This is a genomic window from Pseudomonas sp. D3-27, assembly GCF_051132165.1.
In the GTDB taxonomy this organism is placed as follows: domain Bacteria; phylum Pseudomonadota; class Gammaproteobacteria; order Pseudomonadales; family Pseudomonadaceae; genus Aquipseudomonas.
Genome location: NZ_CP071667.1, coordinates 5200849 through 5225045 on the forward strand (window position 1 = coordinate 5200849; position 24197 = coordinate 5225045).

Sequence of the window (24197 nt, forward strand, 5' to 3'; positions counted from 1 at the left end):
GAAAGACTTTCCAAAATGATTAGCCTCAGGCTTTCGGAGTAACTTTGCCGAAAGCACCGAAACGATCGGCGAACTTCTGAACGCGACCGCCGGTATCCAGAGTCTTTTGCTTACCGGTGTAGAACGGGTGGCATTCGTTGCAAACGTCGATCGCCAGGGCTTTGCCGTAGGTCGAACGGGTTTCGAACTTGTTGCCGCAGCTGCAGGTGACTGCAACAACTGGGTAGTCTGGATGGATATCGGTTTTCATGGTGTTTTCCTCAGGCTAGCGTGCCGCCACCCAACACTATTGTTGAATACCGCACGTAATTAGGCCGCGGATTCTACCAGACATCGTCGTTCACGCAAGCTATGCCTTGTACCAACCGTCTGCTAGGCTCGCCCCCACCACACCCCTGTGGGAGCAAGCTTGCTCGCGATAGCGGTGGATCTGCCACATGCATGTTGACTGACAGGCCGCCATCGCGAGCAAGCTCGCTCCCACATTGACTTGCGAATTTGTCCGTTTACCGAGATCCCCGCGTGCCCGACGCCATCCTGCGCCTCGCCTTGCCATCGCCCCTGCGCCGCCTGTTCGATTACCGCGCCCCGGCTGGAGTGCCGCGTGCCCAGTTGCAACCGGGCATGCGTCTGCGCGTGCCGTTCGGCCGGCGGGAAATGATCGGCATCCTGGTGGAAGTCAGCGATCAAAGCGAAGTGCCGGTCGATAAGCTCAAGCCAGCCCTGGCCCTACTCGATGCGACGCCACCGCTGCCGGCGCCGCTGCTCAAATTATGCCTGTGGACCGCCCAGTATTATCAGCACAGCCTGGGTGACACCCTGAGTTGGGCCCTGCCGGCGCTGTTGCGCCAGGGCGAACCGGCCGAGGCGCGCCAGGAGCGGTTCTGGTCGGCGGCACCGGGCGCCTCGCTGGACGATCCGCGTATTGCCCGCGCACCGCGCCAGCGCGAAGCCCTGGCGACCCTGGCCCAGCATCCCCATGGCGTGGCGCACCCGTTATTGAGCAAGTTGATGCTCAGTAAGGACAGCCTCGACCTGTTGTTGGCCAAGGACCTGGTCCAGGTGGAAGTCCGTCGGCATGCCCCGAGCGCACGCCATGAACACTGGCTGGCCCAGCCGGAACTGCCACTCAACGCTGAGCAACGGGCCGCTTGCGAGGCCATTCGCGCGGGCTTCGACAGCTACCACGCCTTTCTGTTGGCGGGCGTCACCGGCAGCGGCAAGACCGAGGTCTACCTGCAACTGATCCGCCAGACCCTCGAAGCCGGCAAACAAGCCCTGGTGCTGATCCCGGAGATCAACCTCGGCCCACAAACCCTGGCGCGCTTCGAACAACGCTTCAATGCGCGAATCGCCCTGGTGCACTCGGCGGTCAACGATCGCGAGCGACTGGAAGCCTGGCTCGCCGCCCGGGACGGCGAGGCAGATATCATCATCGGCACCCGCTCGGCGCTGTTCACACCGATGAAAAATCCCGGCCTGATCATCATCGACGAAGAGCACGACGGTTCTTATAAACAGCAGGAAGGCCTGCGCTATCACGCGCGGGATCTGGCGCTGGTGCGCGCCCGTCAGGAAAACATTCCCATCGTCCTTGGCTCGGCCACGCCCTCGCTGGAAAGCCTGCACAACGCCTACACCGGTCGCTACGGCCTGCTGCGCCTCAACGAACGAGCCGGCGGCGCCAAGCAACCGCGCTTCCTGCGCCTGGATGTGAAAAGTCGTCCACTGGACAGCGGCATTTCCGGACCGATGCAGCAAGCCATCGGCCAGACCCTGGCAGCCGGGCAACAGGTCCTGGTCTTCCTCAACCGCAGGGGGTTCGCCCCGACCCTGCTGTGCCATGATTGCGGCTGGATGTCCGGTTGCGAGCGCTGTGATGCACGAATGACCGTCCATCAACGCTACGGCGAACTGCGCTGCCACCACTGCGGGCACTCCGAGCGTGTGCCGAGGAACTGCCCGCAATGCGGGAAAGTCGACTTGCGTCCCGTGGGCGCCGGCACCGAGCGCGCCGAAGAGCGGCTGGGCATTTTGTTTCCCGACTATCCGGTGCTACGCGTGGATCGCGACAGCACTTCCCGAAAGGATGCGATGAACAATCTGTTCGCCACCATCCAAAAGGGCCAGCCCTGCATCCTGGTGGGCACGCAGATGCTCGCCAAGGGGCATCACTTCCCCCGCGTCACGCTGGTGTCGATCCTGGATGCCGATGGCGGGCTGTTTTCCGGCGATTTTCGCGCCAGCGAGCGCATGGCGCAGCTGATCGTCCAGGTCGCAGGCCGCGCCGGGCGCGCCGAAGAGCCAGGCAAAGTGATCATCCAGACCCACCTGGCGGATCATCCGCTGCTGATACAACTGACCGAGCAAGGCTATTTTGCCTTCGCCGAGCAGGCGTTGAGCGAACGCCGAGGCGCCGGGCTGCCACCGTTCGCCCACCTGGCGCTGTTGCGGGCCGAGGCTCACAAACCGGGGCAGGCTGAAGGTTTTCTGGATGAAGCGTGCAGCGAGGCGGAGCGTTTGTTGGCGGAACAGAACCTCACCGGCATCGAACTCTTGGGCCCGGTGCCAGCGCCGATGGAACGACGCGCCGGGCGCTATCGTGCCCAGCTTTTATTGCAGGCCAATGCCCGGGCGCCGCTGCATCGGCTGTTGAATGCCTGGTTGCTGGTGCTCGAACAGATGCCCAGCGGGCGGGCGGTGCGCTGGTCGCTGGATGTGGATCCGGTGGATTTGTACTGACCCAGGCGCCGCCTTCGCGAGCAGGCTCGCTCCCACAGAAACCTCATTTCAATGTGGGAGCGAGCCGGCTCGCGAAGGCGTCCGAACAACCACCACACATCCCCAACCAACCCGCTACAGTTGGCAAGCTCGCCCGCGCCACGGATAATGCCCAGTTTTTCCACCAGCGCATCGAAGCGCCGCCGCGCCTGCGGTTGAAAGAGAAGACCATGAAAGACACCATTCGCCAGCTCATCCAGCAAGCCATCACCCAACTCGTCACTGAAGGTGTGCTGCCAGAAGGCCTGTCGCCGGCGATTCAGGTCGAGAACACCCGCGACAAGACCCACGGCGACTTCGCCAGCAACATCGCGATGATGCTCGCCAAGCCGGCCGGCATGAAGCCTCGCGACCTGGCGGAAAAGATCATCGCAGCGCTGCCGGCCGACGAGAACGTCAGCAAGGCCGATATCGCCGGCCCAGGCTTCATCAATTTCTTCCAGAACACCCAGGCCCTGGCCTCGCGTCTCGACGCGGCCCTGGCCGACGCGCGCCTTGGCGTACGCAAGGCCGGGCCATTGCAGCGCACCGTAGTCGACCTCTCGGCCCCTAACCTCGCCAAGGAAATGCACGTCGGCCACCTGCGCTCGACCATCATTGGCGACGGCGTGGCGCGCGTGCTGGAGTTTCTCGGCGACACCGTGATCCGCCAGAACCACGTCGGCGACTGGGGCACGCAGTTCGGCATGCTGATGGCCTATCTGCAGGAAAACCCCATCACCAGCGACGAGCTGTCGGACCTGGAAAACTTCTACCGCGCCGCCAAGCAACGCTTCGACGAATCGCCCGAATTCGCCGACCGCGCCCGTGGCCTGGTGGTCAAGCTGCAGGCCGGCGATGCCGAGTGCCTGGCGCTGTGGACCAAGTTCAAGGACATCTCCCTGTCCCACTGCCAGAAAATCTACGAGCTGCTGAACGTCAAGCTGACCATGGCCGACGTGATGGGCGAGAGCGCCTACAACGATGACTTGGTCAACGTGGTCAACGACCTTCGCGCCAAGGGCATGCTGGTAGAAAGCAACGGCGCCCAGTGCGTGTTCCTGGAGCAGTTCAAGACCGCCGATGGCGAGCCCCTGCCGGTGATCATCGTCAAAGCCGACGGCGGCTACCTCTATGCCACCACCGACCTGGCGGCCGTACGCTACCGCAACGGCGTGCTCAAGGCCGATCGGGTGCTGTATTTCGTCGACCAGCGCCAAGCCCTGCACTTCCAGCAAGTGTTCGAAGTGGCGCGCCTGGCTGGCTTCGTGACCCACCCGATGGAAATGGAGCACATGGGCTTCGGCACCATGAACGGCGCCGACGGCCGCCCATTCAAGACCCGCGACGGCGGCACCGTAAAATTGATCGACCTGCTGACCGAAGCCCAGGACCGCGCTTACACCTTGGTCAAGGGCAAGAACCCGGACCTGGCCGAAGACGAACTGCGCAACATTGCCAAGGTCGTCGGCATCGACGCGGTGAAGTACGCCGACCTGTCGAAACACCGCACCAGCGACTACAGCTTCAACTTCGACCTGATGCTCAACTTCGAAGGCAACACCGCGCCGTACCTGTTGTACGCCTACACCCGCGTGGCGGGGGTGTTCCGCAAGCTCGGCAAACGCTTCGACGAAGTGGAGGGTCAGATTGTCCTCGAGGCCGCCCACGAGCAGGAACTCGCGGCCAGGCTGGCCCAGTTCGGCGAGGTGCTGAACAACGTCGCCGACAAAGGTACACCGCATACTTTGTGTGCCTACCTGTACGACGTCGCTGGCCTGTTCTCCAGCTTCTATGAGAACTGCCCGATCCTCAGCGCCGACACCCCGGCACAAATGCAGAGCCGCTTGCGCCTCGCCGCGCTGACCGGACGTACGCTCAAGCAAGGCCTGGAACTGCTGGGCCTGGAAACCCTGGAGCGCATGTAAGTTGGCCGCCAAGAAAAAACCTGCACCCAAACGCGGCGCCAGTCGTTACCAGCCCCCGGCCAAAAAGCCGATTCCGGGCTGGTTGTGGATGGCCATCGGCCTGACCGTCGGCGCTTTCATTGTCTTTCTGATGAAGCTGGAGCCGGGCCAGGGCGATGACGTCAAGCGCGTGCGGCAAGAGCAGCAGAAAGCCACGCGGATCGCCGAGGCCAACAAGACCCCGCCGAGCCCGACGCAACCGGTGAAGCCGAAGTACGACTTCTATACCCTGCTGCCGGAATCGGAAGTCATCGTGCCGCCCGATGCCGTGCCGGAGAAAACCCTGCCGACACCACAAGTGCCTCAGGTGCCGGCCACACCGGTGACCCCGGCCGAAGCCGCCAAGATCGACACCGCCCGCGCCCAGGCGGCCCTGGCCGGCATCACGCCGCCACCCGCGCCGCCCGTACAAAAGGCTGCGCCAGTGACGAAGTTCTTCTTGCAAGCCGGCTCGTTCCGCAAGGAAGCCGATGCCGACAAGGTCCGGGCACAGATCATTTTGCTGGGCCAGTCGGTGTCGGTGGAATCCGGCACGGTGAAGGACGAAACCTGGTACCGGGTACTGGTTGGCCCGTTCAGCAATCGGGAAGAGCTGACCAAGGCCCAGAAACAACTGGCCGGCAGCGGCTTCAGCAACCTGTTGTTACAACAACGCCAGAGCCGCTGATTCCAACGAAGGCATTTATGGCTGCGAGGCTTTTCGTGGCGAGGGAGCTTGCTCCCGCTGGGCTGCGTAGCAGCCCTAAAAGCTTGGGGCCACTGCGCGGTCCAGCGGGAGCAAGCTCCCTCGCCACAAAGAAGTCCTCTGCCAAAAACAGCGAGGGACCACTCATCCCCTCCGCACCCTTGCAGTTGAAAAACCCCACGCCACCCCCATATGAGTTCCATCCGGGCATTTTCGCCCCGCTGCGTGGAGACTCTTCCCTTGACCACCATCGTTTCAGTCCGCCGTCACGGCAAAGTCGTCATGGGCGGCGACGGCCAGGTTTCACTGGGCAACACCGTGATGAAAGGCAACGCGAAGAAAGTCCGCCGCCTGTACCACGGCCAGGTCATCGCCGGTTTCGCCGGGGCCACCGCCGATGCCTTCACCCTGTTCGAACGTTTTGAAGGCCAGCTTGAAAAACACCAGGGCCACCTGATCCGCGCCGCCGTCGAGCTGGCGAAGGAATGGCGTACCGACCGCTCCCTGAGCCGCCTCGAAGCGATGCTCGCGGTCGCCAACAAGGATGCCTCGCTGATCATCACCGGCAACGGTGACGTCGTTGAGCCTGAAGACGGCTTGATCGCCATGGGTTCCGGTGGCGCCTACGCCCAGGCCGCCGCCAGCGCCCTGTTGAAAAAAACCGACCTGTCGGCCCGGGAAATCGTTGAGACAGCCCTTGGCATTGCCGGCGACATCTGTGTCTTCACCAACCACACCCAGACCATTGAGGAGCAGGACCTCGCGGAGTGAGCCCATCCAGGCCCAGACTTCCGCTTGAGGACCGCCAATTATTATGTCCATGACTCCCCGCGAAATCGTCCACGAACTCAATCGCCATATCATCGGCCAGGACGATGCCAAGCGCGCCGTCGCCATTGCCCTGCGCAACCGCTGGCGCCGGATGCAGTTGCCTGAAGAACTGCGCGTTGAAGTAACACCCAAGAACATCCTGATGATCGGCCCGACCGGTGTCGGCAAGACCGAGATCGCCCGTCGCCTGGCCAAGCTCGCCAATGCGCCATTCATCAAGGTCGAGGCCACCAAGTTCACCGAGGTGGGCTACGTGGGCCGCGACGTCGAGTCGATCATTCGCGACCTGGCCGATGCCGCTATCAAGCTGCTGCGCGAGCAGGAAATTACCAAGGTTCGCCATCGCGCCGAAGACGCCGCCGAAGAACGCATCCTCGATGCGCTTCTGCCGCCTGCGCGCATGGGCTTCAACGCCGACTCCGCCGCGACCCAGGATTCCAACACCCGCCAACTGTTCCGCAAGCGCCTGCGCGAAGGCCAGCTGGACGACAAGGAGATCGAGATCGAAGTGGCCGAGATGGCCGGTGTCGACATCTCCGCGCCGCCGGGCATGGAAGAGATGACCAACCAGCTGCAGAGCCTGTTCGCCAACATGGGCAAGGGCAAGAAGAAAAGCCGCAAGCTCAAGGTCAAGGAAGCGCTGAAGCTGGTGCGCGATGAAGAGGCCAGCCGCCTGGTCAACGAAGAAGAATTGAAGGCCAAGGCCCTGGAAGCGGTCGAGCAGCATGGCATCGTGTTCATCGACGAGATCGACAAGGTCGCCAAGCGCGGCAACGTCGGCGGCGCCGATGTGTCCCGCGAAGGCGTGCAACGCGACCTGCTGCCGCTGATCGAAGGCTGCACGGTCAATACCAAGCTGGGCATGGTCAAGACCGACCACATCCTGTTCATCGCTTCCGGCGCGTTCCACCTGAGCAAGCCGAGCGACCTGGTTCCTGAGTTGCAGGGCCGCTTGCCGATTCGTGTTGAACTCAAGGCGCTGTCGCCGGAAGATTTCGAACGCATCCTGAGCGAGCCCCATGCGTCGCTGACCGAGCAATACTGCGCGCTGCTCAAGACCGAAGGCCTGAACATCGAGTTCGCGCCCGAAGGCATCAAGCGCCTGGCGCAGATCGCTTGGCAGGTCAACGAAAAGACCGAGAACATCGGTGCCCGCCGCCTGCACACGCTGCTTGAGCGTCTGCTCGAGGAAGTCTCGTTCAGCGCCGGCGACCTGGCCAGCGCCCACAACGAAGCGCCGATCCGCATCGACGCCGAGTACGTCAACAGCCACCTGGGTGAGTTGGCGCAGAACGAAGACCTGTCGCGCTATATCCTGTAAGCCACCGACAGGTTTCCCCGGACCTGTGGGAGCGAGCTTGCTCGCGATGGCGGCACAACATTCAATCCATGTATTGACTGTCAAACCGCTATCGCGAGCAAGCTCGCTCCCACATGAACCGCGTCGTTTTGCAGATCAACGCGTCCTTCAGAGACGGATCATAGGCCATGACCAAACTCCCCACCGCCATCAACCTGCACAAAGCCTCCAAGACCCTGACGCTCAAGTACGCGCCAGACGAGGAATACCACCTGCCAGCGGAATTCCTGCGGGTGCACTCGCCCTCCGCCGAGGTCCAGGGCCACGGCAAGCCCATCCTGCAATACGGCAAGCTCGGCGTCGGCCTGACCAAGGTTGAACCGGCCGGCCAGTACGCACTGAAATTGACCTTCGACGACGGCCATGACAGCGGATTGTTCACCTGGGACTACCTGTATCAGTTGGCAGTGCGCCAGGAAGTCCTGTGGAACGATTATCTCGCCGAGCTCAAGGCCGCCGGAAAAACCCGCGATCCGAACGAGTCCGTCGTCAAGCTGATGCTCTAGCTCACGGGCTGGCGCTTTAGGGCGAATTTTCTAGACTCATCTGCTTGAATGCCTGCGCAGCATCGTCAATGACTGGCCTGCTTGCGAAAAAAATTAAACTCGGGTAACCAATGGAGCTGGCAAGTTCCCTGCAAAGGAACCGGCGAGTTCCTGGCACACGTTTCCTCATTGCCCTCGATGCGGAATTAATGGTCACCCCGAGCAGCGTACCTGGTATTGGCCTTGCGGCTTCACGGCACGGCCCCGGTACTCGTCTGAAGGACAATGGAGCGTCGTAGATGAGCAACAAGAACAACGATGAGTTGAAATACCAAGCCTCGGAAAACACCCTGGGCTTGAATCCCGTCGTCGGCTTGCGCAGGAAGGACCTGCTGGCCTCTGCCCGGATGGTGCTGACCCAGACCATCAGACAACCCCTTCACAGCGTCAAGCATGTGGCCCATTTCGGCGCTGAGCTGAGGAAGGTCCTGTTCGGCAAGTCCGAGTTGCAGCCCACCAGCGACGACCGTCGTTTCGCCGATCCGGCCTGGAGACAGAACCCGCTCTACAAACGCTACCTGCAAACCTACCTGGCGTGGCGCAAGGAGCTGCACGCCTGGATCGACGACAGCAGCCTCTCGCCCCAGGACATCAGCCGCGGGCATTTCGTGATCAACCTGATGACCGAGGCGATGGCCCCGACCAACTCGGCGGCCAACCCCGCGGCGGTCAAGCGCTTCTTCGAAACCGGCGGCAAGAGCCTGCTCGACGGTTTGTCCCACCTGGCAAAAGACTTGGTACACAACGGCGGTATGCCAAGCCAGGTCGACATGGGCGCCTTCGAAGTCGGCAAGAGCCTGGGCGTGACGGAAGGCGCCGTGGTGTTTCGCAACGATGTGCTGGAGCTGATCCAGTACCGCCCCATCACCGAGCAGGTGCATGAGCGGCCGCTGCTGGTGGTCCCGCCGCAAATCAACAAGTTCTATGTATTCGACCTGAGCCCGGATAAGAGCCTGGCGCGCTTCTGCCTGCGCAGCAACGTGCAGACATTCATCATCAGTTGGCGCAACCCCACCAAGGCGCAGCGCGAGTGGGGCCTGTCGACTTATATCGAAGCGCTCAAGGAAGCGGTGGACGTTGTCACGGCCATCACCGGCAGCAAGGACGTCAACATGCTGGGCGCCTGCTCGGGCGGCATCACCTGCACCGCGCTGCTGGGCCATTACGCCGCGCTCGGCGAGAAGAAGGTCAATGCCCTGACGCTGCTGGTGAGTGTGCTGGACACGACCCTGGACACCGACGTGGCCCTGTTCGTCGACGAGCAGACCCTGGAAGCGGCCAAGCGCCATTCCTACCAGGCCGGCGTACTGGAAGGCCGCGACATGGCCAAGGTCTTCGCCTGGATGCGTCCCAACGACCTGATCTGGAATTACTGGGTCAACAACTACCTGCTGGGCAACGAACCACCGGTGTTCGACATTCTCTTCTGGAACAACGACACCACGCGACTGCCGGCGGCGTTCCATGGCGACCTCATCGAGATGTTCAAGAACAACCCGCTGACCCGCCCCAATGCACTGGAAGTATGCGGCACGCCGATCGACCTCAAGCAGGTCACTGCCGACATCTTTTCCCTGGCCGGCACCAACGACCACATCACGCCGTGGAAGTCCTGCTACAAGTCGGCGCAGCTGTTTGGAGGCAAGGTTGATTTCGTGTTGTCGAGCAGCGGCCACATCCAGAGCATCCTCAACCCGCCGGGCAACCCCAAGTCGCGCTACATGACCAGCGAGGACATGCCGGCCAAGGCCGAGGACTGGATGGAAAACTCCACCAAGCACACCGACTCCTGGTGGCTGCACTGGCAAGCCTGGCAGGCCGAGCGCTCGGGCAAGCTGAAGAAAGCGCCCTCGGTGCTGGGCAACAAGACCTACGTGGCCGGTGAGGCGGCGCCGGGCACTTACGTGCATGAAAGATAGCTGTGAGCCGCAAGCTACAAGCGCCTTAACTTGAAGCTTGAAGCTTGAAGCTTGAAGCTTGAAGCTGCCATTCTGCTTTTTTAACCCCAGGGCTTGAAGCATGCCGCAACCGTACATCTTCCGTACCGTCGACCTGGATGGCCAGACCTTGCGCACCGCGGTACGTCCCGGCAAGCCCCATTTGACCCCGCTGCTGATTTTCAACGGCATCGGCGCCAACCTGGAGCTGGTCTTCCCATTCATCGAGGCCCTGGACCCGGACCTGGAAGTGATCGCCTTCGATGTGCCCGGGGTCGGCGGTTCGTCTACACCGAGCCGGCCGTATCGCTTTCCCGGCCTGGCCAAGCTCACCGCGCGGATGCTCGATTACCTGGACTACGGGCAGGTGAACGTGATCGGCGTGTCCTGGGGCGGCGCCCTGGCGCAGCAGTTCGCCCACGACTATCCGGAGCGCTGCAAGAAGCTGGTGCTCGCCGCCACGGCCGCCGGCGCGGTCATGGTGCCCGGCAAGCCGAAGGTGCTGTGGATGATGGCCAGCCCCCGGCGCTACGTGCAGCCGTCACATGTCATGCGCATCGCTCCACTGATCTACGGCGGCTCGTTCCGCCGCGACCCAAGCCTGGCGGCCCGTCACGCGGCCAAGGTGCGTTCGGCCGGCAAGCTCGGTTATTACTGGCAGCTTTTCGCGGGCCTTGGCTGGACCAGCATCCACTGGCTGCACAAGATCCACCAGCCAACGCTGATCCTGGCCGGAGACGACGACCCGCTGATTCCCCTGATCAACATGCGCATGCTGGCCTGGCGCATTCCCAATTCTCAGTTGCACATCATCGATGACGGCCATCTGTTCCTGATCACCCGGGCCGAGGCCGTGGCACCGATCATCATGAAATTCCTGGAGGAAGAACGTCAGCGCGCGGTCATGCACCCACATCCCGCACCGCTGGGTGGCGGCTGACACCGCCCATTGCGCCTGGCAGGACGCCGGATCACGCAACTACCCGAAACAGCGTCTATGTTGTCTGGTTCGGTGTGTTTGTTTTTAGCCTGATGACGAAGGAGTTGACTCATGCGCGACAAACCGGCGAAGGGCTCCACGCCCGCCCCTGCCAGTTTCATCAATGCACAGAGCGCGGTCACCGGCCTGCGCGGCAGGGACCTGCTTTCTACCTTGCGCAACGTCGCCGCTCATGGCTTGCGCAATCCGGTGCACAGCGCCCGGCATGCGTTGCGGCTGGGCAGTCAACTGGGGCGCGTGCTGCTGGGCGAAACGCTGCACCCCACCAACCCCAACGACAAGCGCTTCGCCGACCCGACCTGGCAGCTCAATCCATTCTATCGTCGTAGCCTGCAAGCCTATCTGAGCTGGCAAAAGCAGGTCAGGAGCTGGATCGACGAAAGCGACATGAGCGAGGACGATCGCGCCCGTGCCCATTTCACCTTCTCCCTGCTCAACGACGCGGTGTCGCCCTCCAATACGTTGCTCAATCCGCTGGCGATCAAGGAACTGTTCAACTCCGGCGGCACCAGCCTGATTCGTGGCATCAGCCACCTGGTGGACGACCTGCTGCACAACGATGGGCTGCCCCGGCAGGTCACGCCCCAGGCTTTCGAAGTCGGCAAGACCCTGGCAACCACACCCGGTGCGGTGGTGTTTCGCAACGAGCTGCTGGAACTGATCCAGTACAAACCGATGAGCGAAAAGCAATTCGCCACGCCAGTGCTGATCGTGCCGCCGCAGATCAACAAGTTCTACATCTTCGACCTCAGCCCCTCAAATAGCCTCGTCCAATACGCCCTGAAAAACGGCTTGCAGGTCTTCATCATCAGTTGGCGCAACCCCGACATTCGCCATCGTGAATGGGGCCTGTCCAGCTATGTCGAGGCGACGCAAGAAGCCATGAACGTCTGCCGGGCGATCACCGGCGCACGGGAAGTCAACCTGTTGGGCGCCTGCGCCGGCGGCATGACCATCGCCGCCTTGCAAGGCCATTTGCAGGCCAAGCGCCAGCTGCGCCGGGTCGCCAGTGCGACGTACCTGGTCAGCCTGCTGGACAGCGAGATGGAAAGCCCGGCAACGTTGTTCATCGATGAACAGACTCTCGAAGCCGCCAAGCGTCGCTCCTACCAGCGAGGCATTCTCGACGGGCGCGACATGGCCCGCGTATTCGCCTGGATGCGCCCCAACGACCTGATATGGAGTTATTTCGTCAATAACTACTTGCTGGGCAAGGAGCCGCCGGCGTTCGACATCCTGTACTGGAACAACGACTGCACTCGGCTTCCGGCGGCGTACCACGGCGATCTGCTGGACTTTTTCAAGCACAACCCGCTGACCCGCCCGGGCGCGCTGGAGGTGTGCGGCACGCCGATCGATTTGCAAAAAGTCACGGTGGACAGCTTCAGCGTGGCGGGCATCAACGACCACATCACCCCATGGGACGCGGTGTACCGCTCCACGCTGCTGCTGGGGGGCGACCGCCGTTTCGTGCTGTCCAACAGCGGTCACGTGCAGAGCATTCTCAACCCGCCGGGCAACCCCAAGGCCAACTACATCGAGAACCCGAAGCTGAGCAGCGACCCCAGGGCTTGGTACTACGACGCCAAGCACGTCGAGGGGAGTTGGTGGCCCCAGTGGCTGGGCTGGATCCAGGAACGCTCCGGCGAACAGCGCGAAACGGTCATGGCGCTGGGCAACAGCAAATATCCGCCTCTGGAAGCCGCGCCCGGAAACTATGTACGGGTGCGCTGAAGGCCTCACCACGGCCGCATCGCGGACCGTGGCACGACTCACCATAAAGAAGACCGGATGAAGACCCGCGACCGTATCCTTGAATGTGCCCTGCAGTTATTCAACGAAAAGGGCGAGCCGAACGTTTCCACCATGGAAGTCGCCAACGAAATGGGCATCAGCCCCGGCAACCTGTATTACCACTTCCACGGCAAGGAACCGCTGATACTCGGATTGTTCGAGCGATTCCGGGCCGAGCTGGCGCCACTGTTGGACCCACCTGCCGATGCACAGCTGGCGCCGGAGGACTATTGGCTGTTCCTGCACCTGATCATTGAACGCCTCGCTCAGTACCGGTTCTTGTTCCAGGACCTGTCGAACCTGGCCGGGCGCCTGCCGAAGCTGGCCAAGGGTATTCGCCAGTTGCTCAACGCGCTGAAGCGAACCCTGGCCTCATTGCTGGCGCAACTCAAGGCCCAGGGGTTGTTGGTCAGCGACACCCAGGCGTTGGGGCAACTGGTGGAACAGGTCACCATGACCCTGCTGTTTTCCCTGGACTACCAGCGGATCCTGGATCGCGAAGGCGACGTTCGCCTGGTGGTCTATCAGGTCATGATGCTGGTGGCGCCACACCTGCCGCCGGCGATCAAGGTCGCCACCGAGCAAATGGCGTTGCGGTATCTGGAAGAGCACGAATAACGAACGGCAGTGGCAGTGGCAGTGGCAGTGGCAGTGGCATACCCATTGTGGGAGCGAGCCTGCTCGCGATGGCTGCGGCACATTCAACGACAATGTGTACCGGCACACCGCCATCGCGAGCAAGCTCGTTCCCACAGTAGGGTTCTATGGCGCAAAAAAAACCCGGCCATTACAGGCCGGGCGTTTTTTTCAGCTCTGTAGATCAGGACTGGGTGGGAGGCGTCGATGGAGTCGGCGTAGATGTTGGCGTGGCCACCGGGGTTGGAGCCGAGGCGGAGTTCGCCGTGCTCACCGGAGCTGTTGCCGGTTTGGCGGCGGCGGTTGGCGCCTTCGGTGCAGCCGCTTTTGGTGCAGCCGGTTTCTTCACGGCCGGCTTCTTGGCCGCTGCGGGTTTCGCTGCTGCCTTGGCCGCAGGTTTGGCCGCCGCTTTTGCCGCTGGCTTGGCTGCCGGTTTGGCGGTAGCCGGTTTGGCTGCGGCGGTTTTCGCCGCCGGTTTAGCTGCGGGTTTAGCCGCAGCCTTGGTTGCTACCGGCTTGGCCGCTGCCTTCGCAGCTGGTTTGGCCGCTGCGGTTTTGGCCGCAGGCTTGGCCGCCACTTTTGCCACAGGCTTGGCCGCCGCCTTGACCAGTGGCTTGGCCGCCGCCTTCGCCGCAGGCTTGGCCGCCGCCGTCTTGGTTGCCGTAGCCTTGGTCGCAACCGGTGTAACCTTGGCCCCGGTGAGTTTTTCGATCTGCCTGGTCAGGGTGTCGACCTTGTTGTGCAGTTCCTTGACTTCATTGCGGCTGGGCACGCCCAGACGGGAGATCGCGCTGTTCAGGCGCTTGTCAAAAGCCCCTTCCAGCTCACCCCATGTGCCCAACGCACGGTCCTTCGCGCCGCTGATGCGCGACTTGGCGGACTCGGCAGAGTCCTTGGCTGCGTCGACTTGCTTGCCGACTGCCGTCTTGGTGAGTTTTTCGGCTTTCTCGCCGTCCTTTACCAGGGACTCGAAGAGTTTGCTGCCGTCAGTGTCGATCTTCGAGTACACGCCTAAACCAGCAAGCCAGATTTTGCGGGAGTACTTTTCAATCTTCCCGGCCCACGAGCTGCCTTCTTTTTCGGTGATTTTTTTGCCAGCCATCCCGTTCTCCTTAATGTTTACGCGCGACACGTTCGAGCAATGCCGTCAGCTCATCGAGCTTAGCAGAGAGTGCCTCAACGTCATGTTTAGACGGAATGCCGATACGATTCAAGGCACTTGCAACACGCGCGTCGAATACTTTCTCGACTTTGTCGAGTTGAACTTCGACCCTGGCCTTGAACGTATTGACCTCGGACTTGGCTTCGATCAGTTCGCTATTGGCCGCTTCAAGTTTCCCGGCAATCTTCTTTTTGCCTTTGGTTTCAACTACTTCGCCAGCCTTTACCAACTCCTGGAAGTACTCGCTGCCTTCCTGGCCGACCTTTGTATAGGCGCCCAGGCCCGCTAGCCAGATCTTGCGCGCATACGTTTTCACGTCGCTCAGCGTGGAAGATTCAACGTCCGTTTTTTTCTTCAGGATAACTTTGGCCATGGTGCACCTCACTCGAAAAAGGTTTGAGGAACTGCCCGCACACGGACGGGCTCAGGCACAAAGTAGTGGCAATAATTAGAAACGGCACCCTAACAACCGACACAAATCCCGAGACATCTGATTTCCAATGTGGGAGCGAGCCTGCTCGCGAATGCAGGGTATCAGCGACATCAGTATTGAATGGCACACCGCTTTCGCGAGCAGGCTCGCTCCCACAGGAGATTTTGCTCAACTTAAGTTTTGCGCGTTTCCAATCAATCAAGCCAACGCCTTATCCAGCGCCTTTTCGATTTCCCCCTTGATCGTGCCGCTCATGGCCGACATCAACATGCCCAACTCCACATCGACGCGAATCGAATCCTCGCCTACATGCACTTCGCCCTTGACCCCGGAGCGCTTGAGCTTCAGCGTGTCGCCTTCCCACGTGGGCTCCAGGCCATAGCTGTCGGACAGTTTCTGCGCCAACTTCTCAGCCTTTTCACGGGCCGCTTCCTTGCCCAAGCCATGTTCACGTTCAACCGTTATACGGGCCATCTGATAACTCCTGCTTGATCGAGACTTGCCTGAACGTTCAGACCCTGCCTGCGTCAAAACGTCCGGGCGATGGTTCATCTTACCTGCAGCCTTGCCAAGACAAAGCCCTCCACCGGGATTAGAATGTCCCGCATTCTTTTTTGGTGACAGCGATATGACTGATCAGCGCAAAGGCAGCGATGCCGAACCCACCACTCACTTCGGCTTCAAGAACGTGCCGGAAAGCCAGAAGGCGGAAAAAGTCGCTGAGGTTTTCCACTCGGTGGCGGCCAAGTATGACTTGATGAACGACTTGCTTTCGGGCGGCATGCATCGTCTCTGGAAGCGTTTCGCGATCGAGCTGTCGGGCGTGCGCAGCGGCAACCGCGTGCTGGATATCGCCGGTGGCACGGGCGACCTGACCAGGAAGTTCTCCCACATCGTCGGCCCGACCGGCCACGTGGTGCTCGCCGACATCAACGAGTCCATGCTCAAGGTCGGCCGCGACCGCCTGCTGGACCTGGGTGTGGCCGGCAACGTCGAGTTCGTCCAGGCCGATGCCGAAAAGCTGCCTTTCCCGGATAACCACTTCGACTGCGTGACGATCGCCTTCGGCCTGCGCAACGTGACCCACAAGGAAGACGCCCTGCGCTCGATGTTGCGCGTGCTCAAGCCTGGTGGCCGGTTGCTGGTGCTAGAATTCTCCAAGCCGACCAATGCGCTGATGTCCAAGGCCTATGACGCCTATTCGTTCGCCTTCATGCCGCTGATGGGCAAGCTGATCACCAACGATGCGGAAAGCTATCGCTACCTGGCCGAATCGATCCGCATGCATCCGGACCAGGAAACACTGAAGTCGATGATGGTCGAGGCCGGTTTCGACCGGGTGACCTATCACAACATGACTTCAGGCATCGTCGCCCTGCACCGCGGTATCAAGCCCTGATGTTGCTCACCGGCCTGCTCGCCAGCGTGGAACTCGGGATCAACCGAGTCCTGCGCCTGGACAGTACGGCGCCGGTGCGCCTGGCGCGCTTGAGTGGCAAGGTGATCGCTGTCGACTGCCGCAACCCGGCATTGCAACTGTTTATCCTGCCCAGCGATGAAGGCCTGATGCTCGCCGCCCATTGGGAAGCCGAAGCCGATTGCACGCTGCGAGCCCCGGCATCGAGCCTGCTGGAGCTAGCGCTGAGCAAGAACAAGACCGCCGTGCTGCACGGCCCGGACGTCGAGCTCGACGGCGACAGCGGTGTGCTGCTGGAGCTGGCGGCGATCCTTCAGGACCTGGAGCTGGACTGGGAATACGAAGTGTCCCGCTGGATCGGTCCGGTGGCGACCCAATTGCTCAGCGGTCACCTGCGCAGCCGCAGCCGCTGGTACCGCCAGGGCTTTGCCAGCCTGGGACAGAATCTGAGTGAATACCTGGCCGAAGAATCGCGTACCCTCGTGGGCCAACGCGAGGCCCAGGCCCGTTTTGATGAACTGGACCAGGTCAAGCTTGACCTGGAACGTCTCGAGGCGCGTTTCGAGCGCCTTTCCCGATCCCTTGAATCCAAGCGATAACGCATGAAGCTGCTTGCCGTCCGCCGTCTGTTGCGCATCCAGCGCGTCGTGATCCGCTACCGCCTCGATGACCTGCTGTTCGCCTTGCCGCTGCCCTGGTTCCTCCTGGCGCTGCGCTTTGTGTTGCCATGGCGCTGGTTCCCCCGGCGTACCCTGGACCTGACTCGCGGCGCACGCTTGCGCCTGGCCTTGCAGGACCTGGGGCCAATCTTCATCAAGTTCGGGCAGATCCTCTCGACCCGTCGCGACCTGCTGCCCGAAGACATCGCCGATGAGCTGATGCTCCTGCAAGACCGCGTGCCGCCGTTCGACTCGAAGTTATCGGTGGCGCTGATCGAAGGGCAATTGGGCAAGAAGATCAGCGAGGTCTTCAGTCGCTTCGATGTCGAGCCCCTGGCCTCGGCGTCGGTCGCCCAGGTCCACGCCGCCCAGCTCAAGACGGGTGAAGAAGTGGTGGTCAAGGTGATTCGTCCTGGCCTGAAGCCGATCATCGCCCAGGACCTGGCGTGGCTGTTCATTCTTGCCCGCGCCGCCGAGCGGTTGTCTGCCGACGCGCGCCTGCTACACCCGGTGGACGTCGTCCAGGATTACGAAAAGACCATCTACGACGAACTCGACCTGCTGCGCGAGGCCGCCAACGCAAGCCAACTGCGTCGCAACTTCGAAGGCTCGCCGCTGCTCTATGTGCCGCAAGTCTATTGGGACTGGTGCCGGCCGAAAGTCTTGGTGATGGAGCGCATCTACGGCATCCAGGTCACCGACCTGGCGACCCTGGCCGACCAGCGCACCGACATGAAACTGCTTGCCGAGCGCGGTGTGGAAATTTTCTTCACCCAGGTGTTTCGCGACAGTTTCTTCCACGCCGACATGCACCCAGGCAACATTTTCGTCAGTACGGTGCAGCCGTGGAGCCCGCAGTACATTGCGATCGACTGCGGCATCGTCGGCAGCCTCACCCCCGAGGACCAGGACTACCTGGCCCGCAACCTGTTCGCCTTCTTCAAGCGCGATTATCGCCGCGTCGCGCAGTTGCACATCGACTCGGGCTGGGTGCCCGCCGAAACCAAGCTCAACGAATTCGAAGCGGCGATACGCACTGTATGCGAGCCGATCTTTGAAAAACCATTAAAGGATATTTCCTTCGGCCAGGTCCTGATGCGCCTGTTCCAGACCGCGCGACGCTTCAACATGGAAGTTCAGCCGCAGCTGGTACTGCTGCAAAAAACGCTGTTGAACATCGAAGGCCTCGGCCGCCAGCTGTACCCGGACCTGGACCTTTGGAACACCGCCCAGCCCTTCCTCGAACGCTGGATGCGCGAGCGGATGAGCCCGAAAGCCTTGCTGGACAACGTCCAGAGCCAATTCGAACAGCTCCCGCACCTGGCCAACATGACCCGCGACCTGCTCGAACGCATGTCCCAACCCCACGCCAACGATCCCGCTCCACCATGGAAACGCCGTCGGGACGACTGGTTCCTGCGTTTGCTCGGCGCGGCCCACCTGGGTGGCGGCGCGGTGCTGGCGGCCGGTGGGCCGTTGAGCCAACTGGGCCATTGGCCCGCCGGCGTCATGGTGGCCGTTGGTTTGTATCTGGTCGTTCGCCGATAGCACGAAACAGCTGCAAGCGATAAGCTGCAAGCCGCGAGCTCAAACGGTTGGACCTATCACTCAACCCCTACACAGAATCGCTTTTACTTGCAGCTGGAAGCTTGAAGCTGCCGTCAGGACCAAAGATGAAAAACTGGCAGGACGAGATCAAATGGGACGCCGACGGCCTGGTGCCGGCCATCGCCCAGGATCACAAGACCGGGCGCGTGTTGATGATGGCCTGGATGAACCGCGAGGCACTGGCGCTGACCGCTGCCCAGAACCGCGCCATCTATTGGTCACGTTCCCGTGGCAAGCTGTGGCGCAAGGGCGAAGAGTCCGGGCATGTGCAGCACCTGCATGAGATGCGCCTGGATTGCGACGGTGACGTCATCATCCTGATGGTCGAGCAGGTCGGAGAAATTGCCTGCCATACCGGCCGTCAAAGCTGCTTCTATCGAGTCTTCGAGAACGGCGACTGGAAAACCGTCGACCCGGTGCTCAAGGACCCGCATGCCATCTATTCAGGACATACCCATGAGTGACACCCTGACCCGCCTGGCCCAGGTGCTGGAAGAGCGCAAGGGCGCAGCGGCCGACAGCTCCTATGTCGCCAGCCTGTACCACAAGGGCTTGAACAAGATTCTGGAAAAGGTCGGCGAAGAATCGGTCGAGACCATCATCGCCGCCAAGGACGCCGCCGTCAGCGGAGACTGCAGCGACGTGATCTACGAGACCGCCGACCTTTGGTTTCACAGCCTGGTGATGCTGGCCCAGCTGGGGCAGCATCCCCAGGCCGTACTGGATGAACTGGACCGTCGCTTCGGTCTGTCCGGGCACGTCGAGAAAGCCTCGCGCCCATCCGCCTGATCAATTCTTGAGAGGAATAACCACATGGGTATTTTTGATTGGAAACACTGGGTCGTCATTCTGGTGGTCGTGGTGCTGGTGTTCGGCACCAAGAAATTGAAGAACCTCGGCACCGATGTCGGTGAGTCGATCAAGGGTTTTCGCAAGGCCATGAACGATGACGAGAAACCGGCCGACACCACGACCAACCAGGCACAACCCGTGCCACCGGCCCAACCGGTCCACCCGCAGGCCACACAGCCTGTGAATGCACCGAACACCATCGACGTGCAGGCCCAGAAAGTCGAAGAGCCAACCCGCAAAGACTCGTGAGCACTGACTAATGTTTGGGATCAGCTTCACTGAACTGCTGCTCGTCGGCCTCGTTGCCCTGCTGGTGCTGGGTCCCGAGCGCCTGCCGGGCGCTGCGCGTACCGCCGGCCTGTGGATCGGCCGCCTGAAGCGCAGCTTCAATGCGATCAAACAAGAAGTTGAACGTGAAATCGGTGCCGACGACATCCGTCGGCAACTGCACAACGAACACATCCTGTCGCTGGAACAGGAAGCGCGAAAAATCTTCACGCCGACCCAGCAGGAGCCGACGCCGGTCCAGCCTGTGGCCGAGCCGACGACCGCACCCCAGGCACCGGCTGTCGAAGCCTCGCCAACGGTGGCTGAACCGGTTAAACCGGTCGATCCGGCGCCTGCGACGACACCGACTCCCAACGATCCCACTTTGCCGCCGCGAGCCCCATGAGCGATATCCCTGAAAACGACCAGCCAATGCCGCTGGTATCGCACCTCACCGAGTTGCGCACCCGCCTGCTGCGTTGCGTCGCGGCGGTTTTCGTTATCTTCGCCGGGCTGTTTGCCTTCACCCAGCAGATCTACACCTTCGTCTCCACGCCGCTGCGCGAGTACCTGCCGGTGGGTGCGACGATGATCGCCACCGACGTGTCGTCGCCGTTCCTGACGCCGCTGAAGTTGACGATGATGGTCTCGCTGTTCCTGGCGATCCCGGTGATCCTGCATCAGATCTGGGGCTTCATCGCACCGGGCCTGTACAAGCACGAAAAACGCATCGCCGTGCCGCTGCTGGTGTCGAGCATCCTGCTGTTCTACACGGGCATGGCCTTCGCCTACTTCTTCGTGTTCCCGCTGATCTTCAAATTCTTCGCCGCCGCCACCCCGGCGGGCGTGGAAATGATGACCGACATCACCAGCTACCTGGATTTCGTCATGACGCTGTTCTTCGCCTTCGGCGTGGCGTTCGAGATCCCCGTGGCGGTGGTGCTGCTGGTGTGGATCGGCGTGGTCGATGTCGCCTACCTGAAGAAGATCCGCCCGTACGTGATCATCGGCTGCTTTGTGGTCGGCATGATCCTCACACCACCGGACATCTTCTCCCAGACCTTGCTGGCGGTACCGATGTGGCTGCTGTTTGAAATCGGCATCCTGTTCGGCGGCCTGGTGCGCAAGCGCCGGGAAGAGCCTGAGGACCAGCACGTCGATGATCACAACGACCAGCCGCCAGCGACCCAAGCGTGAACCTGCTGCTGCTCGAAGAGGCCGATTTCATCGGGCCTGACCGCGTCGTCCTGAGCGACCGTCGGTTGACCCATATGCAGGAAGTCCATCGCTGTATTGTCGGCGACAGCCTGCGGGTCGGCCGCATCGACGGCTTGATGGGCTCCGCCCAGGTGCTGCGCCTGGACCCTCGCGAGGCCGAACTGCAAGTGACCCTCGACCAGCCACCGCCGGCCAAATTGCCGCTGACGCTGGTACTGGCATTGCCGCGGCCGAAGATGCTCAGGCGAGTGTTCCAGACCGTGGCGACCATGGGCGTGCCGCGTGTGGTACTGGTCAACAGTTACCGCGTGGAGAAAAGCTTTTGGCAGACGCCATTCCTGGAGCCCGAAGCCATTCGCGAACAATTGATCCTGGGCCTCGAGCAGGCCCGGGACAGCGTGCTGCCTGAGATCGTCATCGAAAAGCGCTTCAAGCCCTTCGTCGAGGATCGCCTGCCGGCCATCGTCGATGGCACCCTCGGGTTGGTCGGCCACCCCGGCAATCATCCGCCTTGCCCCCGGGCACTGACGGAACCGGTGACCCTGGCAATCGGCCCGGAAGGTGGCTGGATCCCTTACGAGATCGACGTGCTGGGCAAGGCCGGCCTGCAGCCGGTGCAGCTGGGCGACCGGATCCTGCGGGTCGAGACCGCCGTCACTGCCCTGCTGGCGCGGTTGTTCTGACCCTGCAACACGCTGACAGACACCTCGCCACGAAATCTCGGCAAACGCCTACAGAACCCACCAAAGCCGCCGATACAGTCCCCATAAAACCAATATAAACGCTCCAAGGGAGTATCAGCATGTTCCGGTGGCTTGCCCAGGGTCTGGGAAATGTAAGCGTCAATCGCAAACTCGGCGCGGGCTTCGGCCTCGTGCTGTTCCTCACCTTGATGATTGCATTCACCGGTTGGTCCGGCCTGGGCAATGTCATCAGCCGGGGCGACAAGCTGGGGTTCATTGCCAGTCTCAATGACTTGAGCAAGGACCTGAACCTGGCCAGCACCGACTACAACAACACCCGAGGCGAGAAAGGGCCGCAACAGGTCAACGACCTGCTCGGCAAACTCGAAGCCGGGCTGAAGACTGCTCGCGAGTTGATTGAACGGCCGGCGGACGTTGCGCTGGTCGACCAGCAATTGGCCGCCGTCGCCGAATACAGAAGTGCTTTCGAGCTGATGACCAGCGCCACCGTCAGCCGCGAAGATGCCCGCAGCAAACTGGGCGCCAGCGCCGACAACACCGTGGCCCGCGTCGCCGAGGTAGAAAAATCGCTGCTGCAAGGCGGCGATATTGCCCAGTTCAACAACATAGTGACCCTGAGCAAGGCGATCCAGCAGGCGCGCTATCAGGTTCGCGGCTACACCTACAGCGGCAAAAGCGAGGCCCAGCAACCGGCCATCGACGCAATCACCGATGTCCTGAAACTGCTGGCACGCTTGCCAGCCCAGTTGCCCGAGGAGCACGCCGACAAACTTCAGCAGGCCAGCGACTCGATGAATGTCTATCGAGCGGCGGTCAGCCAGTTTCGTGATTCCCAGCTCGACAACGGCGCTGCGCTGCAGCGCATGATCGAGCAAGGCCAGGTATTGATCGATTCCAGCCAGAAACTCACCGTGTCCCAGACCGCCGTGCGCGACCACGACACCGCTCAAGCCAAGACCGTCCTGATCGCAGCCGCCGCCCTGGCCCTGTTGTTTGGCGTGGTCGCTGCCCTGGTCATTACCCGCCAGATTGTCGGCCCGCTGGATGAGACGCTGAAGGTGGCGGAACGCGTCGCCGCAGGCGACCTCACCCACAACCTCACGTCTGACCGCCGCGACGAACTCGGCCAACTGCAACGGGCCATGCAACGCATGACCGTGGGCTTGCGGCAGCTGATCGGTGGCATCGGTGAAGGCGTCACCCAGATTGCCAGCGCTGCTGACCAACTCTCCGCCGTGACCGAGCAGACAAGCGCCGGGGTCAACAGTCAAAAAGTGGAAACCGATCAGGTTGCCACGGCCATGCATGAGATGACCGCCACGGTGCAGGAAGTGGCCCGCAACGCCGAGGAAGCTTCCGAAGCCGCCGTCGCAGCCGACCAACAGGCCCGTGAAGGCGACAAGGTGGTTGGCGAAGCCATCGCTCAGATCGAGCGCCTGGCTAAAGAGGTGGGCAACTCCACCGCTGCCATGGGCGATCTGAAGCGTGAAAGCGACAAGATCGGCAGCGTCCTGGACGTGATCAAGTCCGTGGCCCAGCAAACCAACCTGCTGGCCCTCAACGCAGCCATCGAGGCAGCCCGTGCTGGTGAAGCCGGGCGAGGCTTCGCCGTGGTGGCTGACGAGGTTCGCAGCCTGGCCCAACGCACCCAGAAATCCACCGAAGAAATCGAAGAGCTGATCGTCGGTTTGCAAAACGGTACCGAACAGGTCGCGACCATCATGGACAACAGCCGCAGCCTGACCGACAGCAGCGTCGAACTGACCCGCCGCGCCGGGGGCTCACTGGCGAACATCACGCGCACGGTGTCGGCGATCCAGTCGATGAACCAACAGATCGCCGCGGCTGCCGAACAGCAAAGCGCCGTCGCTGAGGAGATCAACCGCAGCGTGCTGAATGTGCGTGATGTGTCGGAGCAGACAGCGTCGTCCAGCGAGGAAACCGCAGCTTCGAGCGCTGAACTGGCGCGGCTGGGGGTTCACTTGCAAACGTTGGTGGGGCGGTTCAGGGTTTAACTTGGACTAGAGGGCTTGCTCGCGAAAGAAGATATCGAATGTGCCGGCCTCATCGCGAGCAGGCTCGCTCCCACATTTGATCTTCAACGCCGCAGCTCTCACCTACACCGCAAACCCACTGTGGGAGCGAGCCTGCTCGCGATAGCGGTGTCACGGCCAGTGGAGATGTTGAATATGCCGGCCTCATCGCGAGCAGGCTCGCTCCCACATTCAATCTTCAGCGCCGCAGCTCTCACGTACACCGCAAACCCATTGTGGGAGCGAGCCTGCTCGCGATAGCGGTGTCACGGCCAGTGAAGATATCGAATGTGCCGGCCTCATCGCGAGCAAGCTCGCTCCCACATTCA

Annotated in this window: 23 protein-coding genes and 1 pseudogene; 20 read left to right on the top strand and 4 right to left on the bottom strand. The window is 61.8% G+C overall.

The annotated features are described in order from the left end of the window. Positions 1–25: 25 nt before the first annotated feature. Positions 26–250: a 50S ribosomal protein L31 gene (gene rpmE, locus J3P92_RS23295; protein WP_305497356.1), complete on the bottom strand. Its 225-nt coding sequence runs from the start codon at positions 248–250 to the stop codon at positions 26–28. Positions 251–522: 272 nt separating this feature from the next. Here rpmE and J3P92_RS23300 point away from each other — a divergent pair, with 272 nt between their 5' ends. The 10 genes from J3P92_RS23300 (at position 523) to J3P92_RS23345 (ending at position 13497) form a co-directional block, all read left to right on the top strand. Further along, positions 523–2742, top strand: coding sequence for a primosomal protein N' (locus tag J3P92_RS23300; protein WP_420767036.1), 2220 nt, complete (start codon positions 523–525; stop codon positions 2740–2742). 209 nt (positions 2743–2951) lie between these two features. Further along, complete coding sequence (gene argS / locus J3P92_RS23305) at positions 2952–4688, top strand: arginine--tRNA ligase (protein WP_420767035.1); 1737 nt, start codon at positions 2952–2954, stop codon at positions 4686–4688. Position 4689: 1 nt separating this feature from the next. Continuing rightward, positions 4690–5394 (top strand): SPOR domain-containing protein, encoded by a 705-nt coding sequence (locus J3P92_RS23310; RefSeq protein WP_420767034.1) that lies wholly within the window; start codon positions 4690–4692, stop codon positions 5392–5394. Positions 5395–5652: 258 nt separating this feature from the next. Further along, positions 5653–6183 carry an ATP-dependent protease subunit HslV gene (gene hslV / locus J3P92_RS23315; RefSeq protein ID WP_007968352.1) on the top strand — a complete coding sequence of 177 codons (531 nt, stop codon included), beginning with the start codon at positions 5653–5655 and terminating at the stop codon, positions 6181–6183. Positions 6184–6226: 43 nt separating this feature from the next. Beyond that, positions 6227–7564 carry an ATP-dependent protease ATPase subunit HslU gene (gene hslU, locus J3P92_RS23320; protein ID WP_039592417.1) on the top strand — a complete coding sequence of 446 codons (1338 nt, stop codon included), beginning with the start codon at positions 6227–6229 and terminating at the stop codon, positions 7562–7564. Positions 7565–7731: 167 nt separating this feature from the next. After that, positions 7732–8109: a gamma-butyrobetaine hydroxylase-like domain-containing protein gene (locus J3P92_RS23325; RefSeq protein WP_420767033.1), complete on the top strand. Its 378-nt coding sequence runs from the start codon at positions 7732–7734 to the stop codon at positions 8107–8109. Positions 8110–8387: 278 nt separating this feature from the next. Beyond that, positions 8388–10067, top strand: a complete 1680-nt coding sequence (phaC, locus tag J3P92_RS23330; RefSeq protein WP_434649210.1) for a class II poly(R)-hydroxyalkanoic acid synthase — start codon at positions 8388–8390, stop codon at positions 10065–10067. Positions 10068–10167: 100 nt separating this feature from the next. Further along, positions 10168–11025 (top strand): poly(3-hydroxyalkanoate) depolymerase, encoded by an 858-nt coding sequence (gene phaZ, locus J3P92_RS23335; RefSeq protein WP_039592414.1) that lies wholly within the window; start codon positions 10168–10170, stop codon positions 11023–11025. A gap of 111 nt (positions 11026–11136) precedes the next feature. After that, positions 11137–12819 (top strand): class II poly(R)-hydroxyalkanoic acid synthase, encoded by a 1683-nt coding sequence (phaC, locus tag J3P92_RS23340; RefSeq protein WP_434649212.1) that lies wholly within the window; start codon positions 11137–11139, stop codon positions 12817–12819. Positions 12820–12876: 57 nt separating this feature from the next. Continuing rightward, positions 12877–13497 carry a TetR/AcrR family transcriptional regulator gene (locus J3P92_RS23345; protein ID WP_434649214.1) on the top strand — a complete coding sequence of 207 codons (621 nt, stop codon included), beginning with the start codon at positions 12877–12879 and terminating at the stop codon, positions 13495–13497. Between the two features lie 202 nt (positions 13498–13699). Here J3P92_RS23345 and J3P92_RS23350 read toward each other — a convergent pair whose 3' ends face one another. From J3P92_RS23350 to J3P92_RS23360, 3 genes are all read right to left on the bottom strand, one after another. Continuing rightward, positions 13700–14617, bottom strand: coding sequence for a phasin family protein (locus J3P92_RS23350; protein ID WP_420767097.1), 918 nt, complete (start codon positions 14615–14617; stop codon positions 13700–13702). A 10-nt stretch (positions 14618–14627) separates the two neighbouring features. Next, positions 14628–15050 carry a phasin family protein gene (locus J3P92_RS23355; protein ID WP_420767029.1) on the bottom strand — a complete coding sequence of 141 codons (423 nt, stop codon included), beginning with the start codon at positions 15048–15050 and terminating at the stop codon, positions 14628–14630. Between the two features lie 258 nt (positions 15051–15308). Continuing rightward, entirely contained in the window at positions 15309–15584 is a 276-nt protein-coding gene (locus J3P92_RS23360; RefSeq protein WP_420767028.1) for a polyhydroxyalkanoic acid system family protein, read from the bottom strand. Between the two features lie 154 nt (positions 15585–15738). On the opposite strand from J3P92_RS23360, the gene ubiE reads away from it, so the two are divergent. From ubiE to J3P92_RS23410, 10 genes and pseudogenes are all read left to right on the top strand, one after another. Then, positions 15739–16509, top strand: a complete 771-nt coding sequence (gene ubiE, locus J3P92_RS23365) for a bifunctional demethylmenaquinone methyltransferase/2-methoxy-6-polyprenyl-1,4-benzoquinol methylase UbiE (RefSeq protein WP_420767027.1) — start codon at positions 15739–15741, stop codon at positions 16507–16509. After that, positions 16509–17133, top strand: a pseudogene (locus J3P92_RS23370) (ubiquinone biosynthesis accessory factor UbiJ). The gene ubiE and the pseudogene J3P92_RS23370 overlap by 1 nt, the downstream one beginning before the upstream one ends. Continuing rightward, positions 17130–18734 (top strand): ubiquinone biosynthesis regulatory protein kinase UbiB, encoded by a 1605-nt coding sequence (gene ubiB, locus J3P92_RS23375; RefSeq protein WP_434649216.1) that lies wholly within the window; start codon positions 17130–17132, stop codon positions 18732–18734. Before J3P92_RS23370 ends, ubiB begins: the two are co-directional and overlap by 4 nt. Positions 18735–18859: 125 nt before the next feature. Next, entirely contained in the window at positions 18860–19258 is a 399-nt protein-coding gene (gene hisI / locus J3P92_RS23380) for a phosphoribosyl-AMP cyclohydrolase (protein ID WP_434649218.1), read from the top strand. Continuing rightward, positions 19251–19583: a phosphoribosyl-ATP diphosphatase gene (locus J3P92_RS23385; protein WP_047699744.1), complete on the top strand. Its 333-nt coding sequence runs from the start codon at positions 19251–19253 to the stop codon at positions 19581–19583. Before hisI ends, J3P92_RS23385 begins: the two co-directional genes overlap by 8 nt. A gap of 24 nt (positions 19584–19607) precedes the next feature. Further along, positions 19608–19895 carry a twin-arginine translocase TatA/TatE family subunit gene (locus tag J3P92_RS23390; protein ID WP_420767024.1) on the top strand — a complete coding sequence of 96 codons (288 nt, stop codon included), beginning with the start codon at positions 19608–19610 and terminating at the stop codon, positions 19893–19895. Positions 19896–19905: 10 nt separating this feature from the next. Further along, positions 19906–20319: a Sec-independent protein translocase protein TatB gene (gene tatB / locus J3P92_RS23395; RefSeq protein WP_434649220.1), complete on the top strand. Its 414-nt coding sequence runs from the start codon at positions 19906–19908 to the stop codon at positions 20317–20319. Then, positions 20316–21110, top strand: a complete 795-nt coding sequence (gene tatC, locus J3P92_RS23400; RefSeq protein ID WP_434649222.1) for a twin-arginine translocase subunit TatC — start codon at positions 20316–20318, stop codon at positions 21108–21110. Before tatB ends, tatC begins: the two co-directional genes overlap by 4 nt. Further along, on the top strand, positions 21107–21814 hold the full coding sequence (locus J3P92_RS23405; protein WP_434649224.1) for a 16S rRNA (uracil(1498)-N(3))-methyltransferase: 708 nt from the start codon (positions 21107–21109) through the stop codon (positions 21812–21814). Before tatC ends, J3P92_RS23405 begins: the two co-directional genes overlap by 4 nt. Positions 21815–21933: 119 nt before the next feature. Then, on the top strand, positions 21934–23850 hold the full coding sequence (locus tag J3P92_RS23410) for a methyl-accepting chemotaxis protein (RefSeq protein WP_434649226.1): 1917 nt from the start codon (positions 21934–21936) through the stop codon (positions 23848–23850). The last annotated feature ends 347 nt before the right edge of the window (positions 23851–24197 follow it).

Bases quoted from the DNA above. Each gene is read 5' to 3' on its own strand.
- J3P92_RS23385 (WP_047699744.1), top strand. From the start codon at position 19,251: ATGAGTGACACCCTGACCCGCCTGGCCCAGGTGCTGGAAGAGCGCAAG.
- hslU (WP_039592417.1), top strand. From the start codon at position 6,227: ATGTCCATGACTCCCCGCGAAATCGTCCACGAACTCAATCGCCATATC.
- argS (WP_420767035.1), top strand. From the start codon at position 2,952: ATGAAAGACACCATTCGCCAGCTCATCCAGCAAGCCATCACCCAACTC.
- J3P92_RS23325 (WP_420767033.1), top strand. From the start codon at position 7,732: ATGACCAAACTCCCCACCGCCATCAACCTGCACAAAGCCTCCAAGACC.
- phaC (WP_434649210.1), top strand. From the start codon at position 8,388: ATGAGCAACAAGAACAACGATGAGTTGAAATACCAAGCCTCGGAAAAC.
- ubiB (WP_434649216.1), top strand. From the start codon at position 17,130: ATGAAGCTGCTTGCCGTCCGCCGTCTGTTGCGCATCCAGCGCGTCGTG.
- phaZ (WP_039592414.1), top strand. From the start codon at position 10,168: ATGCCGCAACCGTACATCTTCCGTACCGTCGACCTGGATGGCCAGACC.
- ubiE (WP_420767027.1), top strand. From the start codon at position 15,739: ATGACTGATCAGCGCAAAGGCAGCGATGCCGAACCCACCACTCACTTC.
- rpmE (WP_305497356.1), bottom strand. From the start codon at position 250: ATGAAAACCGATATCCATCCAGACTACCCAGTTGTTGCAGTCACCTGC.
- J3P92_RS23360 (WP_420767028.1), bottom strand. From the start codon at position 15,584: ATGGCCCGTATAACGGTTGAACGTGAACATGGCTTGGGCAAGGAAGCG.
- tatC (WP_434649222.1), top strand. From the start codon at position 20,316: ATGAGCGATATCCCTGAAAACGACCAGCCAATGCCGCTGGTATCGCAC.
- tatB (WP_434649220.1), top strand. From the start codon at position 19,906: ATGTTTGGGATCAGCTTCACTGAACTGCTGCTCGTCGGCCTCGTTGCC.
- J3P92_RS23350 (WP_420767097.1), bottom strand. From the start codon at position 14,617: ATGGCTGGCAAAAAAATCACCGAAAAAGAAGGCAGCTCGTGGGCCGGG.
- phaC (WP_434649212.1), top strand. From the start codon at position 11,137: ATGCGCGACAAACCGGCGAAGGGCTCCACGCCCGCCCCTGCCAGTTTC.
- hisI (WP_434649218.1), top strand. From the start codon at position 18,860: ATGAAAAACTGGCAGGACGAGATCAAATGGGACGCCGACGGCCTGGTG.
- J3P92_RS23345 (WP_434649214.1), top strand. From the start codon at position 12,877: ATGAAGACCCGCGACCGTATCCTTGAATGTGCCCTGCAGTTATTCAAC.
- J3P92_RS23390 (WP_420767024.1), top strand. From the start codon at position 19,608: ATGGGTATTTTTGATTGGAAACACTGGGTCGTCATTCTGGTGGTCGTG.
- J3P92_RS23410 (WP_434649226.1), top strand. From the start codon at position 21,934: ATGTTCCGGTGGCTTGCCCAGGGTCTGGGAAATGTAAGCGTCAATCGC.
- J3P92_RS23355 (WP_420767029.1), bottom strand. From the start codon at position 15,050: ATGGCCAAAGTTATCCTGAAGAAAAAAACGGACGTTGAATCTTCCACG.